The 14,354-nt window shown below is 64.4% G+C and carries 15 protein-coding genes; 9 read left to right on the top strand and 6 right to left on the bottom strand.

Features of this window, described 5'->3' with window-relative positions; translation table 11 throughout:
- Positions 1–102 precede the first annotated feature (102 nt).
- The 5 genes from AC50X7_RS13915 to AC50X7_RS13895 all read left to right on the top strand — a co-directional run bounded on the left by AC50X7_RS13915 (position 103) and on the right by AC50X7_RS13895 (position 5,521).
- Positions 103–1,017, top strand: coding sequence for an MSMEG_6728 family protein (locus AC50X7_RS13915; protein WP_494979554.1), 915 nt, complete (start codon positions 103–105; stop codon positions 1,015–1,017).
- A 3-nt stretch (positions 1,018–1,020) separates the two neighbouring features.
- Complete coding sequence (locus AC50X7_RS13910; protein WP_494979553.1) at positions 1,021–1,881, top strand: SDR family oxidoreductase; 861 nt, start codon at positions 1,021–1,023, stop codon at positions 1,879–1,881.
- Positions 1,882–1,966: 85 nt separating this feature from the next.
- Complete coding sequence (locus tag AC50X7_RS13905) at positions 1,967–2,359, top strand: DUF1622 domain-containing protein (protein ID WP_494979552.1); 393 nt, start codon at positions 1,967–1,969, stop codon at positions 2,357–2,359.
- A gap of 85 nt (positions 2,360–2,444) precedes the next feature.
- Positions 2,445–4,466, top strand: a complete 2,022-nt coding sequence (locus AC50X7_RS13900) for an HNH endonuclease signature motif containing protein (RefSeq protein ID WP_494979551.1) — start codon at positions 2,445–2,447, stop codon at positions 4,464–4,466.
- Positions 4,467–4,777: 311 nt separating this feature from the next.
- Positions 4,778–5,521, top strand: coding sequence for a YqjF family protein (locus AC50X7_RS13895; protein WP_494979550.1), 744 nt, complete (start codon positions 4,778–4,780; stop codon positions 5,519–5,521).
- 21 nt (positions 5,522–5,542) lie between these two features.
- On the opposite strand, the gene AC50X7_RS13890 is transcribed toward AC50X7_RS13895, so the two are convergent.
- Complete coding sequence (locus AC50X7_RS13890) at positions 5,543–5,863, bottom strand: hypothetical protein (RefSeq protein ID WP_494979549.1); 321 nt, start codon at positions 5,861–5,863, stop codon at positions 5,543–5,545.
- A gap of 102 nt (positions 5,864–5,965) precedes the next feature.
- Between AC50X7_RS13890 and AC50X7_RS13885 the strand changes: the two genes are divergently transcribed.
- On the top strand, positions 5,966–6,763 hold the full coding sequence (locus tag AC50X7_RS13885) for a ZIP family metal transporter (protein WP_494979548.1): 798 nt from the start codon (positions 5,966–5,968) through the stop codon (positions 6,761–6,763).
- A gap of 61 nt (positions 6,764–6,824) precedes the next feature.
- Here the strand turns inward: AC50X7_RS13885 and AC50X7_RS13880 are convergent, their stop codons facing one another.
- On the bottom strand, positions 6,825–9,311 hold the full coding sequence (locus AC50X7_RS13880; protein ID WP_494979547.1) for a Tex family protein: 2,487 nt from the start codon (positions 9,309–9,311) through the stop codon (positions 6,825–6,827).
- A gap of 144 nt (positions 9,312–9,455) precedes the next feature.
- Here AC50X7_RS13880 and AC50X7_RS13875 point away from each other — a divergent pair, with 144 nt between their 5' ends.
- Positions 9,456–9,752 (top strand): hypothetical protein, encoded by a 297-nt coding sequence (locus tag AC50X7_RS13875; protein WP_104044724.1) that lies wholly within the window; start codon positions 9,456–9,458, stop codon positions 9,750–9,752.
- A gap of 248 nt (positions 9,753–10,000) precedes the next feature.
- Here the strand turns inward: AC50X7_RS13875 and AC50X7_RS13870 are convergent, their stop codons facing one another.
- From AC50X7_RS13870 to AC50X7_RS13860, 3 genes are all read right to left on the bottom strand, one after another.
- Positions 10,001–11,071 (bottom strand): alkene reductase, encoded by a 1,071-nt coding sequence (locus AC50X7_RS13870; protein WP_494979546.1) that lies wholly within the window; start codon positions 11,069–11,071, stop codon positions 10,001–10,003.
- A 185-nt stretch (positions 11,072–11,256) separates the two neighbouring features.
- The gene (locus tag AC50X7_RS13865; protein WP_494979545.1) at positions 11,257–12,081 is read right to left on the bottom strand and encodes a hypothetical protein; all 825 of its coding nucleotides are present in this window, start codon (positions 12,079–12,081) and stop codon (positions 11,257–11,259) included.
- 164 nt (positions 12,082–12,245) lie between these two features.
- Entirely contained in the window at positions 12,246–12,908 is a 663-nt protein-coding gene (locus AC50X7_RS13860; RefSeq protein WP_494979544.1) for a DUF6318 family protein, read from the bottom strand.
- 207 nt (positions 12,909–13,115) lie between these two features.
- On the opposite strand from AC50X7_RS13860, the gene AC50X7_RS13855 reads away from it, so the two are divergent.
- Both AC50X7_RS13855 and AC50X7_RS13850 read left to right on the top strand, forming a co-directional pair.
- Complete coding sequence (locus AC50X7_RS13855; protein ID WP_494979543.1) at positions 13,116–13,544, top strand: pyridoxamine 5'-phosphate oxidase family protein; 429 nt, start codon at positions 13,116–13,118, stop codon at positions 13,542–13,544.
- Positions 13,545–13,567: 23 nt separating this feature from the next.
- A complete protein-coding gene (locus tag AC50X7_RS13850; protein ID WP_494979542.1) occupies positions 13,568–14,032 on the top strand; it encodes a very short patch repair endonuclease in 465 nt (154 codons plus the stop codon).
- Positions 14,033–14,151: 119 nt separating this feature from the next.
- On the opposite strand, the gene AC50X7_RS13845 is transcribed toward AC50X7_RS13850, so the two are convergent.
- Positions 14,152–14,340 carry a hypothetical protein gene (locus tag AC50X7_RS13845; RefSeq protein WP_494979541.1) on the bottom strand — a complete coding sequence of 63 codons (189 nt, stop codon included), beginning with the start codon at positions 14,338–14,340 and terminating at the stop codon, positions 14,152–14,154.
- Between the last annotated feature and the right edge of the window lie 14 nt (positions 14,341–14,354).

Here is a 14,354-nt window from a genome sequence, read left to right as displayed (position 1 = left end):
TCCGGTGTATGTAATGGTCCACGATGTGAACATTTTGGTGCCGCGTTTGTGGTGCCCGGCACTGCAATTGGCACATCAGCCGGCTGCCGTCAGACTGAATGGATGCAAACCTTCCTTCCGTACCCCGATTTCCGGCAGAGCGCCGCTTCCTTGGATACTGCCCGGCTCGGCAAGCAGCGTGTCGAAGCCCTGCAGACGCTCCGCGCACTGGTGATTCCCGGATACGGCTGGCAGACCCACCCGGCCATCCGGATGTGGATGGGGTACGTGCCTGCGCTGACCATGTACGGGCTGGCGATGGTGGACGAGTGGACCCAACGCGGGCACCCGGACAAGACCCGCGCGAACATCACAGAGTTCGCCCCTCAGGCCGCCCACCCGGACTACGCTTCAAAAATTCCGATGCCGCCGTGGCTTGGCGATGAGGACTTCCACCTCAGCCACCGCTCAAAGCTTGTGCGCAAGGAACCGAAGTTCTACAGCTCCGTCTTCACGGACGCGGTTCCGGACATGGACTACCTCTGGCCCGAGCCCAAGCACGAGTTTCTGCCGCAGGAACCCGAGGGGGAGATTCTCTGGATCCTCCGGTCGCCGCATCACGACGTCGATCCCCAGACGCTGGACACCGTGGCACTGCCGCCCGTGCATGGTTTCACCGCTGCCGCCGCTACTGATGCCGACGACGACTACACCCCTGTTTACATCGAGGACTCGTCCCGCCGTCCCTCCAAGCAGCCGCGCAAGGCACCGCCGAAACAGCGCGTGAAGAAGCCCACCCGCAAGCGCCTGGCGCAGGAGGAAGCCTTCTCCACACTCCCGGGAAAGACCCCCGTAGCGGTCCCGTTCGAGCACGGCACGAAGTTTGCGGTCGGGCAGGTAGTGGGCCGGCCCATCACGCTCCCGGACGGCAGGTTCGGCAGGAACTTCACCGTCACCGAGATCATCGACAGGTCTGCCTTCGCTTACCCGGCACTCCTGCAGGACCCCCGGGTGTTCTTCCCGGTGGAGGCACCGTAGGGCATGACGATCCTCCTGGCCGGTTGCGGCGATCTTGGAACGGAAGCAGGACTGCGGTTCGCCGCGCAGGGTCACCGGGTTGTGGGCTGGCGCCGCTCCCCTGCGAAGCTGCCGCCGGTTATCGAAGGCGTGGCGGCTGACCTGAGCGCTCCCAACCTTCCGCCGGTGCCTGCCGACACCACCGCCGTCGTGATAGCTGTAGCCGCCGACTCACCAACGGAGGAGGCCTACCGGGACGCGTACGTCCGGGGCCTCATCCACGTCCTTGACGCGTTGGAGCGCGACGGCGTTACGCCGGAGCGGGTCCTCTTTGTCTCCTCCACCGCTGTTTATGGCGACGCCGGCGGCGGCTGGGTTGATGAGGGTACGGCAGCGGTTCCCGGCGGATTCTCCGGACGGGTCCTTCTGGAAGCCGAAAAACTCCTGCACGCCAGGTTTAGTGGGACACGGACGAGGGCGGCCTCGCTCCGGCTGGGCGGCATCTACGGCCCAGGCAGGACCCGGTTGATCGACCAGGTGCGCAGCGGTTCAGCCATCATTCCGGAAGATGTCCGGTACACCAACCGTATCCATCGCGACGATGCCGCTGCTGCCATCGTTCATCTCGCCACCATGGCCCTCGAACCGGCGCCCGTTTATGTTGGTGTGGACGACGAACCCGCCGACCTCGGTACCGTGCTCCGTTTCCTGGCCGCCGAGATGGTCTTGGCCGAGCCCCTTCTGGGAGACGCTGGGCCGGCGCGCGGCGGTAACAAGCGCTGCCGCAACCGACTCCTGCGAAACACTGGTTTCGAGTTCAACTTTCCGTCGTTCCGCGAGGGCTACCGTGACATTCTTGCCGGGAACGGGGTCCGGCACCCGTAGGTTGTGGCCTTTCCCCTGAGTATCAGCGCTTAGGCTGTCACCTGGACGCCAACAGCTTTGACGCGACGCAAGTGAGGCTGCAACCGTGGATTTTAAGCACATCATCGAGACGGTCGGAGAGTTTGTCGACTTTGCCGGAGTGGCCGTTATGGTCATCGGGGCGCTGGTTTCCATTCCGCTGGCACTCCGTGGACGCCAGCCGCGCAACTTGCCGGCGGGGGCTGAAAGCCTCAGCACCTACCGCCTTTATCGGCAGCTGCTGGGCAGATCCATCCTGTTGGGCCTCGAACTCCTGGTGGCGGCTGACATCATTCGCACGGTGGCTGTCACGCCGACGTTCGAAAGCGTGGGAGTCCTGGCCATGATTGTGCTGATCCGGACTTTCCTGAGCTTTTCGTTGGAGCTGGAAATTACGGGACGCTGGCCGTGGCAGAAGGAAGAACGTACGCCGGATTCCGCGGAAGCTACTTCGCGCTGATTTCTTTGGGATGCGTCCTGCGTAAGTTATCCACATAGCCACTCTTGCACGCACTTTTGTCGGTGGTCTTTGGCAGAGTTGTCCTATGGGAGCCATGGGGGATCAGCTTGCGGAGTTCGGCGGTTCTACCGCCGTGCTGACGCGGGCTGGAACCAGTCCCGCACATGGCCCTGGAGCGTACGACGACGACTCTCGCACCAGTTCCAGACCTCGCCTTCGCGTCGGTCCCGCCACGCCCACACCTCGCGAAGTTGAGTCTGCCGAAGCTCTGCCGGCTGAATTTGTGCCGGGTGAAGCTGAGCCTGCCGAAGCTGAGTCCTCCGAAGCTGTGCCCGGTGAAGCTGAGACCCTCGCCCCGGCTACCTGGCTGCGTGCCGGTGCCGGTGCCCCGCTCAGCCTCGCAGATATTGGCCGGCTCCTGGCCGCTGCCGCTGCTGCTGCACCTGGTTTGCTGGCTTCGGCTGACTACGTGGAGGCCGCCGATTTCGCCGGGCAGGTTGAGGACCTCTCCCGGGGCGTGGAGTACCTGCAGATCCTGGCCGCCGGCACCGTGGACCGGACCCGAACAGGGGCCATCGCCGCCGCGGACGCCGCCCGGGCCGGCCGCTCCCGGACAGGCAAGGGCTGGGTCACCGGCTGGGACAACGGCGTGGAAACCCTGAACGAAACGGACGCAGCCTGGCCCAGTGAAGCACCTGCCGGCCCTGGCGGGACTGTGACGGCGGGTCGTGACCGGGTCAGCACCTCCCCGGCCGATGACGGGTGCGTCAACACCGCCGAGTTCCTCCGCCAGCGGCTGCGCATTAGCAAGAGTGAAGCCCACCGGCGGCTCGCCCTCGCCGCGGACATCCTCCCCGCGACTACCCTCACCGGCGACACCATCCCGGCCCCGCGCGAACACCTCGCCGCCGCCCTCACCCCCACACCCGCCACAAACCCCGACGACACCAATGACACCGATGACACCACCGGCGCCGATGCAGTCCTGCTGCCCGGTCAGGCCCCGGCCGGCCCGGTCGTGTCATCCCGTGCCGGTACCATCATCAGCCTCACCCTGAACCGGCTCCAACACCTCACCACCCCGGAGAAACTCGCGCTGATCGAGGAGAACCTCACCACCACCGCCGCGACAACGGACCCGGACTTCCTCACCCGCGTCGCCCGCCGCTGGGCCGACACCATCGACGCCGACGGCACCGAACCCAGCGAAGAAGCCCTCCGCCACACCCAGGGCGCGTTCATCCGCAAACCCCACCACGGCCTGCACCACCTCGAAATCTTCGCCACCACCGACCAGTACGAACACCTCCTCACCGTCATGAACACCGCCACCAACCCCCGCACCACACCCACCACCGGCACCGGCACCGGCACCGGCACTGGCACCACCACCGGCACTGGCACGGGCACCGGCACTGGCACCAACACTGGCACTGGCACTGGCACTGGCACTGGACAGGACGTTTGGGTTCACGGCGACATTGACCTGGACCGCCGCACCCGGCCACAGAAACAACTCGACGGCCTCGTCGGCGCAGCCAAGGTTGCCCTCGCAACCAACGCCCTGCCCGGCACCGGCGGCAACCGCCCCCAAATCATCGCCACCATCAACTACCAAGACCTCCTCCCCCACACCGACAACAACCCACCCGGCACCGGCACCGGCAAGGGCACGGGGAACTTCGTCTTCACCGGACCCGTCGCCCCAGCGACCCTCCGCAAAATCGCCTGCGACGCCGACATCATCCCCGCCATCCTCGGCACCCACAGCGAACTACTCGACCTCGGCCGCAAAAACCGGCTCTTCACCCCTACCCAACGCCTCGCCCTCACCGCCCGTGACCAAGGCTGCACCTTCCCCCACTGCACCATCCCAGCCCCCTGGTGCGAAGCCCACCACATCACCTACTGGTCCCACGGCGGCCCCACCACCATCAACAACGGCGCACTCCTCTGCACAGGCCACCACCACCTGATCCACAAAGACCAATGGACCATCACCACCATCAACGGCACCCCCTGGTACACACCCCCAAAACACATCGACCCCCACCAAAAACCCCAACAAAACACCTACTTCAAACCACCCCCACCACCCCGGCAGTGAGGGCCCGCCACTGAAATAAACACCACCGGAATGACAACCCAGGCAGGAATACGGCGCCCGGCCCGTTAAGCAGCTCTGTACCGGGAGGAATCCACGGGTTCCCACCGGACCGGAGTTGCCACCCGCCGTCGCACATCCAGCAAGCCGTACCTCCCTGCGGAGGGCTCCTGCTGGTTTCCGACGAGCTCCGTTAGGCTTCAAAGCATCTCTACAACGACGAGCGCCCAGTCAGCAAGGCTTTTCCCGCGGCCATTCCTCACGGCGGTGGCCATGTTTCCCAGATACTCAAGCGATGAACCAGCAGGAGGGCGATGAAACAGCACCAGGACGGGGCGGCGCGGTGGCCGATGCCGGAGGAGCTACCTCCTCCAGTCATCATGGATCAGCGTTGGATCGACGCCGTTTTCCTCCACTGGCGCATTCCGGAACCCGTTGCTGCCCGGTTTATGCCTCGGGGCGTGCAGCCGGACACCTTCGACGGAAGCTCCTGGGCGGGCCTTATCGGCTTCCGCATGAAGGAGGCTGGGATTGGACGCGGACCAGGCATCCCCCACCTGGGGAGTTTCACTGAGGTCAATGTCCGCCTTTACTCCAGGGAGCCTGACGGTACACGTGGTGTGGTTTTTCTGAGCCTGGACGCCAACCGGCTGCCCGTGGTCCTGGCCGCTCGGGCGGCTGACTTGCCCTATGTCTGGTCGCGCACAGGTTACGAGCCGCCCTCCGCCAGGTCCCCTGTCACCAGCTACTCAGTTCGCCGGTTCAGGCAGGGCGCCAGCAGCATTTTTCGTGCGGCGCTGGATCTTGGCAAGTTTGTGGAGGATCCCCTGTCCACTCATCTGACTGCACGCTTCGGGCTGCATAGCACTTTCAAGGGCCATACGGTCTACATCCCTAATACACACGAACCATGGCCCCTGTACGGGGCAAACGTGCTGGAACTGAACGATGGGTTGATGGCAGCCGCGGGGATTGCAGTGGACGGCCCGCCGGAGTCTGTTCTGTATTCGCCTGGGGTCCGGACCCAATTCGGCCGGCCCCGTTTCCTCGGCCGATAGCTGGACCCCAAGCGTTAGGTCCTAAACGTCCTGCCAGCCGCGGCCCTCATCGAAAGTGGCCACAAGGGTTCCGACTCCAGCGTTCAAGGAGTTGGACGGGTCGAAGTACAGCGATGCTTCAGTTGCGCGGCTGTGGGTGATCAGCTGCTCTGCCTCCAGTTTTGCCTCGGGAACAGTCGCCCCGATGATGCCTGTCCGCGCCGGGAGTTCGGGCGTGTGCACTACATCAGCATTCGTCTGGGTCAGTGGAATGGTGGCACCTGAGTTGATTTCATCGTGCGGGAACTCAAACCCGGCATCGTTGGTTGCGGCAGGGATGGTGTACTCCAGGAAATAGGTCATGAACCCACCTTTGCAGAAACACCTCATCATCGAAAGTGCGCTCAGCGGGTGGAGGGCCAGGTATGTATTCCCACGTCAGCGGCGCACTCCTATACTTGCGACATGATGATGTCGCTGTGGTTTGGCGTCATAGCATCCAGCGCCCTAGTCGTTGGTGCCTTCGTCGGCGTCCGCTTCGAACTGCCCAAGCGTCTCCTGGCCATGCTGTTGGCTTTCGCCGCCGGCTCGCTTATCACTGCCCTCGCTTTCGAATTGTTCGAAGACGCTTACGAGCGCGGTGGGATCCTCCGCGCAGCCATCGGCCTCATGGGCGGTGCAGTGGTGTTCACGGTCCTCAGCGCGCTGTTGGACCGGTGGGCGCAGGCCGGAGAACAGAAACAGGCCACGCCTGCGGACGAGTTCGAGGGCAGCGCCAAGCTGGACACCGACGCGGCCGCCAGCGACAAATCCGCCACATCTGCTTCAACCCGCGGAGCAGCTGGCTTGGCGCTTTTGGCTGCCGTGACCCTGGACGGTGTGCCGGAAAACGTTGCCCTCGGAATCTCGCTGGGCGAGGGAACCGGCGGCTTGGCGCTGCTGGCAGCTATCTTCGTATCGAACTTCCCGGAAGCGCTGGTAGGCTCGGCGTCCATGCGCAGCCAGGGCAGGTCGACCGGCAGTATCCTCGGGCTGTGGGTGGCGTGTGCGGTCCTGCTCGTCATCGCCGTCGTAGTGGGAGCCGGACCGCTCTCCGGAGTGGACCCGGAGGCCATCTCCATACCTTTGGCGTTTGCTGCCGGTGCGGTGATCGCATCGCTCGCGGACACGCTGATGCCCGAGGCGTACGAACATGGCGGTCCTGCCGTCGCTCTCAGCACGGCCGCAGGATTCGTCCTCGCGTTCGTGCTGTCGCTGGCCTAAGCAGTAGGTGCCAGGCGGCTGCCGCATCTAACACCCAAGAGCCCGAGCGCCTCGAACGGAACTACTTACCGAGCCCAGCCTTCCGCAGCGCCTCAGCCATCGCGGTATTCACTGGGGCCGGCTGGGAAGCAGAGCCGCGGCCAGGCACCGGCGCGTTGCGTGCCGGCCTACCACCCGATCGTTCCCGTTCCTGCCGTGTAGCGGGCTCGGAACCCTGCTTTCCACCGTGCCCGGCATTCGGGTTGCCTCCGCGCCCGGCACTTTCGGTCCTGCCCCGCTCCTGGTTTTTCGGCTTACCACCGGCTCTGCCGGAAGCTGCCGCACCCGAGGAAGGCTCGTCGTCGAGCCGCAGCGTCAGCGAAATCCGCTTCCGCTCGGGGTCTGCCTCGAGGACCTTCACTCGGACCACCTGCCCGGATTTCACCACGTCGCGGGGATCGGACACGAAGCGGTTTGCCAGTGCCGAGACGTGGACCAGTCCGTCCTGGTGGACGCCCACATCCACGAACGCTCCGAACGCGGCAACGTTGGTTACTGTCCCTTCCAGAACCATCCCCGGCTTGAGATCGGAAATCTTCTCGATCCCCTCCGAATAGGTAGCGGCTGCAAACGCGGGACGTGGGTCACGGCCGGGTTTGTCCAGCTCCACCAGGATGTCCTGCACCGTGGGCAGCCCGAAGGTGTCGTCCACAAACTCCTTCGGGTCCAGTGAGGAGGCGGGCGCAGAACCGGCGGCAACAAGAATTTTGCGGGCCACAGCGTACGATTCGGGGTGCACGCTGGAGGCGTCCAGAGGTTCCGCTCCCCCGGTGATGCGAAGGAAGCCTGCACATTGTTCGAACGCCTTGGCACCGAGCCGCGGCACCTTCTTCAATTCGGCCCGCTTGGCGAACGGCCCGTGCTCGTTGCGGTACGCCACAATGTTTTCGCTCAGCAGGGGCCCGACGCCGGCCACCCGGCTGAGCAGCGCGGGCGAAGCGGTGTTGACGTCCACGCCCACGGCGTTAACGCAGTCCTCCACAACAGCGTCCAGGCTCCGGTCCAGCTTCGACGCCGTCACGTCGTGCTGGTACTGGCCCACGCCAATTGACTTCGGGTCAATCTTAACCAATTCTGCAAGAGGGTCCTGCAGCCTGCGGGCGATGGACACCGCCCCGCGCAGGGACACATCCATGTCCGGCAGTTCAGCCGCAGCGAGAGCGGAAGCCGAGTAGACGGAGGCCCCGGCTTCGGACACCACGAGCTTTTGCGGTTTCCGTTCCACGTCCGGCAGCCGCTTGATCAGCTCGGCGGCGAGTTTGTCTGTTTCGCGCGATGCAGTGCCGTTGCCGATGGCCACCAGTTCGACGGCGTGCTGCTGCGCCAGCCGCACCAGCGTCGCCAGCGCCTCGTCCCACTTCCGTGCCGGAGCGTGGGGGTAGACCGTATCTGTGGCCACGACCTTGCCGGTGCCATCCACCACCGCTACCTTGACGCCGGTTCGAAGCCCGGGGTCCAAACCGAGCGTGGCACGGTTCCCGGCAGGCGCGGCCAGCAGCACGTCCCGAAGGTTCGCAGCGAAAACGCGGACCGCCTCATCCTCGGCAGCTGCAAACATCTTGCCGCGAAGGTCGGCTGTCAGCCGGGCCAGCACGCGGGACCGCCATGCCAACTGGGCGGTCTCCATCAGCCAGGCGTCGGCGGGCCGTCCGCGGTCGGCGACCCCCAGGCACCGGGCCACCGCAGATTCGTACCGTGAACGCGCGGCGGCAAGGGCGCCGTCGTCCGTGGGGTCTGCCTCGGCGAGATCAAGCTCAAGGACGCCGTCCTTCTCGCCACGCAGCAAAGCCAGGACCCGGTGCGACGGCATGCCGGCCGGCGCCTGCGCGAACTCGAAGTAGTCAGCGAACTTCTGGCCCTCGGTCTCCTTACCCTTCTTCACGCGCGACACCATGCGCCCCTGCGTCCAAAGGCGCTCGCGCAGGGTGGCGGCGAGGTCCGGGTCCTGGGCCACGCGCTCAACGAGGATGGCCCTGGCACCGGCGAGTGCAGCAGCTGCGTCACCAACGGCATGCTCAGGGTTAAGGTACTTGGCGGCTTCACGTTCCGGATGAAGCTCGGGCCCTTTCAGCAGCGCCTCGGCAAGCGGTTCCAGGCCTGCCTCACGCGCGATCTGGGCTTTGGTCCGCCGCTTGGACTTGAACGGCAGGTAGATGTCCTCGAGCCGGGACTTTGTGTCCGCAGCAAGGATCGCCTTCTGCAGCTCGGGGGTCAGCTGGCCTTGGGATGCAACGGAGTCGAGCACCGTACGACGGCGGTCCTCCAGTTCCCGGAGGTAGCGCAGGCGCTCGTCGAGGTCACGGAGCTGCGTGTCGTCCAGCGTCCCGGTGGCTTCCTTGCGGTAGCGGGCGATGAACGGGACGGTGGAACCGCCGTCGAGCAGTTCCACGGCTGCCTTCACCTGCCAGGCTTTGACGCCCAGTTCGGTTGCGATCTGGCTGTAGATTCCGTCCTCCCTTTTCGCGGGGGTGGACGGTGCAGGGGAAGGGGCGTGCGGCAGTTGGGTCACCAGAACATTTTGCCCTAAGCGCTCGTCCGGCTCCACTGCCGCGGAGGCGTGCTGCCCTGCCCGGAAGGTATTCCGCTGCCGCCCACAAAGTGCTGTAGTTGGACTACCGTCACAAGGCACCCATCGCTCGAGGAAGAGGGCATCATGCGGGAACTGCTCATTGTGTTTCAGGAGGGGTTCGAGGAAGCCAACATCACCGTGACGGTGAACGGCAAGCAGGCGCGGCGGGACCTGGACGTCTCCACGAATCCGATTCTCGGCATCGCATCCGAGGTGTCCATAGAGCTGCCGGCCAAGGGCGCGCAGGTGGGAGTCGAAGTGACCAACCGGGGCCTGAAGGCGATCACAAAGGTCAGCGGAAAGCCCAAAAGTGTGCTCGTTTCGATCGAGGACGGCAAGCTCGTGATGAAGGAAGGAACAGGCCGGGAGGCGCTTCTCTAGCCTGTCCGGCAGACGCTGCACCGGCCTCTAGTAAAACTCCATTTGCTGGAGTAGCATCTGATCACCGCCGGGACCCCAGAGGAGCCCGGTGGGCCAACTTCACCTTGCTGGAGGCCGTGGGATGGCCCTGGCGCCCGCTGCCGGGACAGCACACCGAGCAGCAAACGACGGCGGCACCCAGGCCGGGTGCCGCCGTCGTCGTTTTCTCGCGTGTTTGCTGGTATTCGCGTTTGCTGTTGAAGGGACGTTTAACCCGCGTATGCCGGGTAGTCCGTGTAGCCCTTGGCGCCTTCGGCGTAGAAGGTGGAGGGGTCAGGCTCGTTCAGCGGCAGGCTCTCGTTCCAGCGCCGGGCCAGGTCGGGGTTGGCGATGGCGGGACGGCCCACCACGACGGCATCGGCGTGACCGTCGGCCACCAGGGCAACGGCTTCCTCACGGGTGGTGACGACGCTGAAACCTGTGTTGACCAGGAAGGTGCCGCCGAAGCGGGCGCGGAGGTCCTGGACCAGTTCGCCGCTCGGTTCGTGGTGCAGGATGCTGAGGTAGGCGAGGTTCAGCGGGGCGATGCTGTCCACCAGCACCTCATACGTTGCGCGTACATCGGCCGCGTCCACCTCGGCAATGCCCTGGACGTTGTGCTCCGGGGAGATACGGATGCCCACCCGGTTGGCGCCGACCGCTGCTACAACCGCGTTGACCGTCTCAATCACGAAACGCGCGCGGTTCTCGGGGGAACCACCGTAGCTGTCCGTGCGGACGTTGGAGTTCGGTGCCAGGAACTCGTGAAGGAGGTAGCCGTTGGCTGAGTGCAGCTCCACGCCGTCAAACCCGGCCTCAATCGCATTCAGCGAGGCGGCGACGAATTCCTGGATCACCAGCGGCAGTTCGTCAGTGGTCAGTGCGTGCGGCACCGGGTATGGCTGCTTGCCGGAGGGAGTGCGGGCGTCGCCTTCAATAGCTACTGCGCTGGGGGCGACGATGGTGTTGCCGCCCGTGATGTCCGGGTGCGAGACCCTGCCGCCGTGCATGACCTGGGCGAACATACGCCCGCCTTCGGCGTGGACGGCGTCGGTGACCTTCTTCCAGCCGGCCACCTGTTCCTCGGTGACGATGCCGGGTTGCCCGGGGTAGGAGCGGCCGGCGGGGCTGGGGTAGGTTCCTTCGCTGACGATGAGGCCAAGGGAAGCGCGCTGGCGGTAATGCTCCGCGATGATGGGTCCCGGGATGCCATCCTCACCCGCGCGGAGGCGGGTCAGGGGTGCCATCACCAGGCGGTTCGGGAGTTCAAGTTCGCCAAGGGCCAGAGGGGAAAACAGCATGCGCGTCCTTTCGAAGTTTTCAACGTTCTGTCTGGTCCAACTGGGCGGCGCGTGCAACTATTCCGGATGCGGCGGGAATCACACACCTTCATGATGGCGGTTCGGGTACCAGGGCGGGTGGGTAGCAGGCGGCGCGGCCAGGGTGAGTGCCGGTGGTGCATGCGCCTAAGGGGCACGACAGGAGATCAGCGCGTCGCCCCGGCTCCCGGGCACCCCTGTCCCTGCGGGTTCACAATGCAGTCGTCGGCATAGTTGCGGGTAAGCGATCGCCAGACGCTGACTGTCTGAGGCGGCGCACTGAACTGGCCTTGGCCGGGGATTGGCAGCGGAGGGCCGGCGTTGACCGAGTACGTTCCTTGGAAGGTGGTGGTCAGCACGACCTGGAAGTCCCCCGTAGTTCCGTAGGCGTGGCTTGTCCTCGTCTTCTCGCCCCACCGGTCCTGCGGCAGCGGGCCTCCCATCGACGACTGCGGACCGAAGACCGTGCCGTCGCCGTAGTTCCACGTGTACTGAACCGGGGTAGCCACGATGTGCACCCGCTGGCCGAACATGGTGACGTCGAACTGCTGTTCAACCGCTTCGGCGTAGAAGTTGGTTTCGGCACCCCGTAGCGTATGAGGACTGGGCTGGGCGACCACACTCCCGGCCTTCACCGGCAAGCTTTCGAACTGCCGCTGGATGGCGGCGGCAATTCGGGGCAGCAGGTCCTCAGGTCGGGCATCGTAAAGGCAGGTCGGGCCCGAGTGGCGGGCCCAAACGGCACCCGGGACTCCGCGGGGCCTTGAAAGCCAGATGACGGGAATACCTTCTTCACCGTCAGGGCCGTCGTTGCATTCGATTTGCCGGGCAAGGCAGGAAGTGTCGAAGTCGCCCCCGCCAAGGTGACACTGGAGTTCGTACTTGTACTCGTTGGGGTCGGTATCCGCGGTACCGGGGGCTAGCGGAGAAAAATCACCGGTGTCCGAGTCTCGGGCCCAGCCAATTATGTCTGTCCCAGTGGATGACCACACGCCTTTTGGCGGAGTCGACGCTTTTGGTGGCTCCAACTTTTCGTGAATTACACGGACAGTTGTTTGTGCGCTAGCAGGCCCAAGGCCGGGCATTCCCATTGCGGAGAGGGCAAGAGTGGCGGCTAGGACGCCCAGCAGGCTGCGAAGCAAGACGCCTTTCACTTTCAGCCAGCGATCGGCTCGATGGTGTTTACATACCAAGCGCCGTCCCTAAAAACTGCGAACATCAGGCTTCCCGAGTCCGCCGGCTTGGAGTCAGTGCTATCGAGCGAACCATCCGCGTTGTAATAGCTCAAAGCTTCCTGGGAAACCTGCACGGCCACCTGATACTGGCCGTCCGATGCTTTGTGGAATGTGGTGTTCACGGCCGGCGTACTCACTTTTCCGCCCGCCAGCCAGCGACCGTCCTCATGCCAACCACCCTGAACTTGCTTCGTTCGTTCACACATTGTGCAGTTTGCGCTAGTTATTGCCGACACCGCTTTAGTGTCGCCTGTTTCATATCCATAGCTCAGAAGCTCAAACCAGTAGCGAGCAAACGCCTCGAGCCCTTCCTTTGTCTCCGTCTTCGCCACTTCCGGCAGCACAGGTACAGGGACGTTTTGGGCGGGGCCAGATGCATCGGCTGGTTTGTAAACGGCGCTGGGCTTCGCCGTGGGGGTGGCCGCAGGGCTGGAGGAGGCTGTTTCTGAAGCAATCGGGGGTGCGGTGCCGGGATCTGCAGGTGCTCCACCCGAGCAACCGGCCAGCATAAACGTGGCAGCAACACCGAAAGCCACAGCGCCGGAACGCATGAAGCGGGGCGTGAGAACGTTGTGCGATGTCATGGGCCGCTAATCCCCCAGTAGTTTCAAGACGGCATGCTCCGGACAGTGACTTAAGGGTAGCCCAGGTCACATTTCGGCGATCAGACTTATCCACAGGCACCCGCCATGGTTCTACCACCCCACCCAGCCTGAAGAAAGTCATAGAGCAAGCCGGAGAAGGCCGCCGAACCCCTAGCGAACTTCTACGAGTTGTAGAAGAATGGCGTCATGATGTTTGAACACGCAGACGGAAATCCAGTCCTGGAACTCAACGGCGAGCAGTCCTGGCGACTGTTGGAAGGGACCAGGCACGGTCGGTTGGTGGTCTCAGTTGGCGGAGAACCCGACATCTTTCCCGTCAACTATGTGAGCTCGAACCGCAAGCTGTATCTGAGGACTGCTCCGGGCAACAAGCTCGCCCAGCTGACCATCAACTCGGCAGTTCTCTTCGAGGCCGACGGCATCCTCTCTGACGAGGCATGGTCCGTGGTCCTTCGTGGGAAAGCCCGGGTCCTGAGCAATTCGGCCGAACTGGCCGCCGTGGAGGAGCTGGGGCTGAAGTCCTGGGTGCCAACGCTCAAGGACTTCTACGTCGAGATCGAGCCAGTGTCGGTGACCGGGCGGCATTTCCAGCTCGGAGACCAGCCGGAGCGCTAAGCCTACGAACATAGACTGAACGCATGGCGGACAAGCTGAGCCCGGAGCAGCGCAGCTGGAACATGTCCCGGATCCGGGGCAAGAACACCAAGCCCGAACTGCTGGTGCGCCGGCTACTCCACGCCAAGGGATACCGGTACCGCCTGCATGGGCGGACCGGCAGCACTCGCCTGCCGGGCAATCCGGACCTCGTCTTTGCCGGACGCCGCAAGGTCATCTTCGTCAACGGCTGCTTCTGGCATTTCCACGACTGCCGGGTGGGCCTGCACGCGCCGAAAGCGAACGCCGAGTTCTGGGCGGTTAAGCGGTCACGCACCAAAGAGCGCGACGCCGGCCAGCGCCGCCGGCTGGAGGACGCCGGCTGGGAGGTCCTCACCGTCTGGGAGTGCGAACTCAAGGATGGCTCTGCGCTTGAAGCCCAGCTGGTGCACTTCCTGGAAACAGCCCCGCACGCTTCCCGAGCGGGCCTCAACAAAGAGCATTCTTGATGCAATCTTTGGCCTTTGCCCCAGAAGCTCTTGATGCGGGTCCGGAAGGATGACTCCGTTGTCCCGCTTGGAGGACTGCAGCACCAGGAGTCCGGAGCAACACCATTCCCTCTCGCCAGCTAACTGCGACGCGCCAACAGTGCCGCATTCAAGGCAAACGCCGAGGAGCTGCTCCACGCGGTGGACGTGCCCCAGTTGTTGCCGTCGAGGGCCACCACTTCGTCGAGTTCCGCCGCAGCCCGGGCTCCGCCAGGGGTGGCTACTCCGAAACGCAGCGGGTCCTCGAAGGAGAACGTAGTGGAACCCATAGTTCCCGTTGTTG

It is taken from the genome of Pseudarthrobacter sp. Hb11, assembly GCF_059383655.1.
Note: the sequence above shows the minus strand (reverse complement) of the source record. Positions and strands in the feature narration are given on the sequence as shown.

What these genes read in the sequence shown, in the direction of transcription:
- AC50X7_RS13915 (WP_494979554.1), top strand. Translation starts at nt 103, where the DNA reads ATGCAAACCTTCCTTCCGTACCCCGATTTCCGGCAGAGCGCCGCTTCC.
- AC50X7_RS13910 (WP_494979553.1), top strand. Translation starts at nt 1,021, where the DNA reads ATGACGATCCTCCTGGCCGGTTGCGGCGATCTTGGAACGGAAGCAGGA.
- AC50X7_RS13900 (WP_494979551.1), top strand. Translation starts at nt 2,445, where the DNA reads ATGGGAGCCATGGGGGATCAGCTTGCGGAGTTCGGCGGTTCTACCGCC.
- AC50X7_RS13895 (WP_494979550.1), top strand. Translation starts at nt 4,778, where the DNA reads ATGAAACAGCACCAGGACGGGGCGGCGCGGTGGCCGATGCCGGAGGAG.
- AC50X7_RS13890 (WP_494979549.1), bottom strand. Translation starts at nt 5,863, where the DNA reads ATGACCTATTTCCTGGAGTACACCATCCCTGCCGCAACCAACGATGCC.
- AC50X7_RS13885 (WP_494979548.1), top strand. Translation starts at nt 5,966, where the DNA reads ATGATGATGTCGCTGTGGTTTGGCGTCATAGCATCCAGCGCCCTAGTC.
- AC50X7_RS13875 (WP_104044724.1), top strand. Translation starts at nt 9,456, where the DNA reads ATGCGGGAACTGCTCATTGTGTTTCAGGAGGGGTTCGAGGAAGCCAAC.
- AC50X7_RS13870 (WP_494979546.1), bottom strand. Translation starts at nt 11,071, where the DNA reads ATGCTGTTTTCCCCTCTGGCCCTTGGCGAACTTGAACTCCCGAACCGC.
- AC50X7_RS13860 (WP_494979544.1), bottom strand. Translation starts at nt 12,908, where the DNA reads ATGACATCGCACAACGTTCTCACGCCCCGCTTCATGCGTTCCGGCGCT.
- AC50X7_RS13855 (WP_494979543.1), top strand. Translation starts at nt 13,116, where the DNA reads ATGATGTTTGAACACGCAGACGGAAATCCAGTCCTGGAACTCAACGGC.
- AC50X7_RS13850 (WP_494979542.1), top strand. Translation starts at nt 13,568, where the DNA reads ATGGCGGACAAGCTGAGCCCGGAGCAGCGCAGCTGGAACATGTCCCGG.
- AC50X7_RS13845 (WP_494979541.1), bottom strand. Translation starts at nt 14,340, where the DNA reads ATGGGTTCCACTACGTTCTCCTTCGAGGACCCGCTGCGTTTCGGAGTA.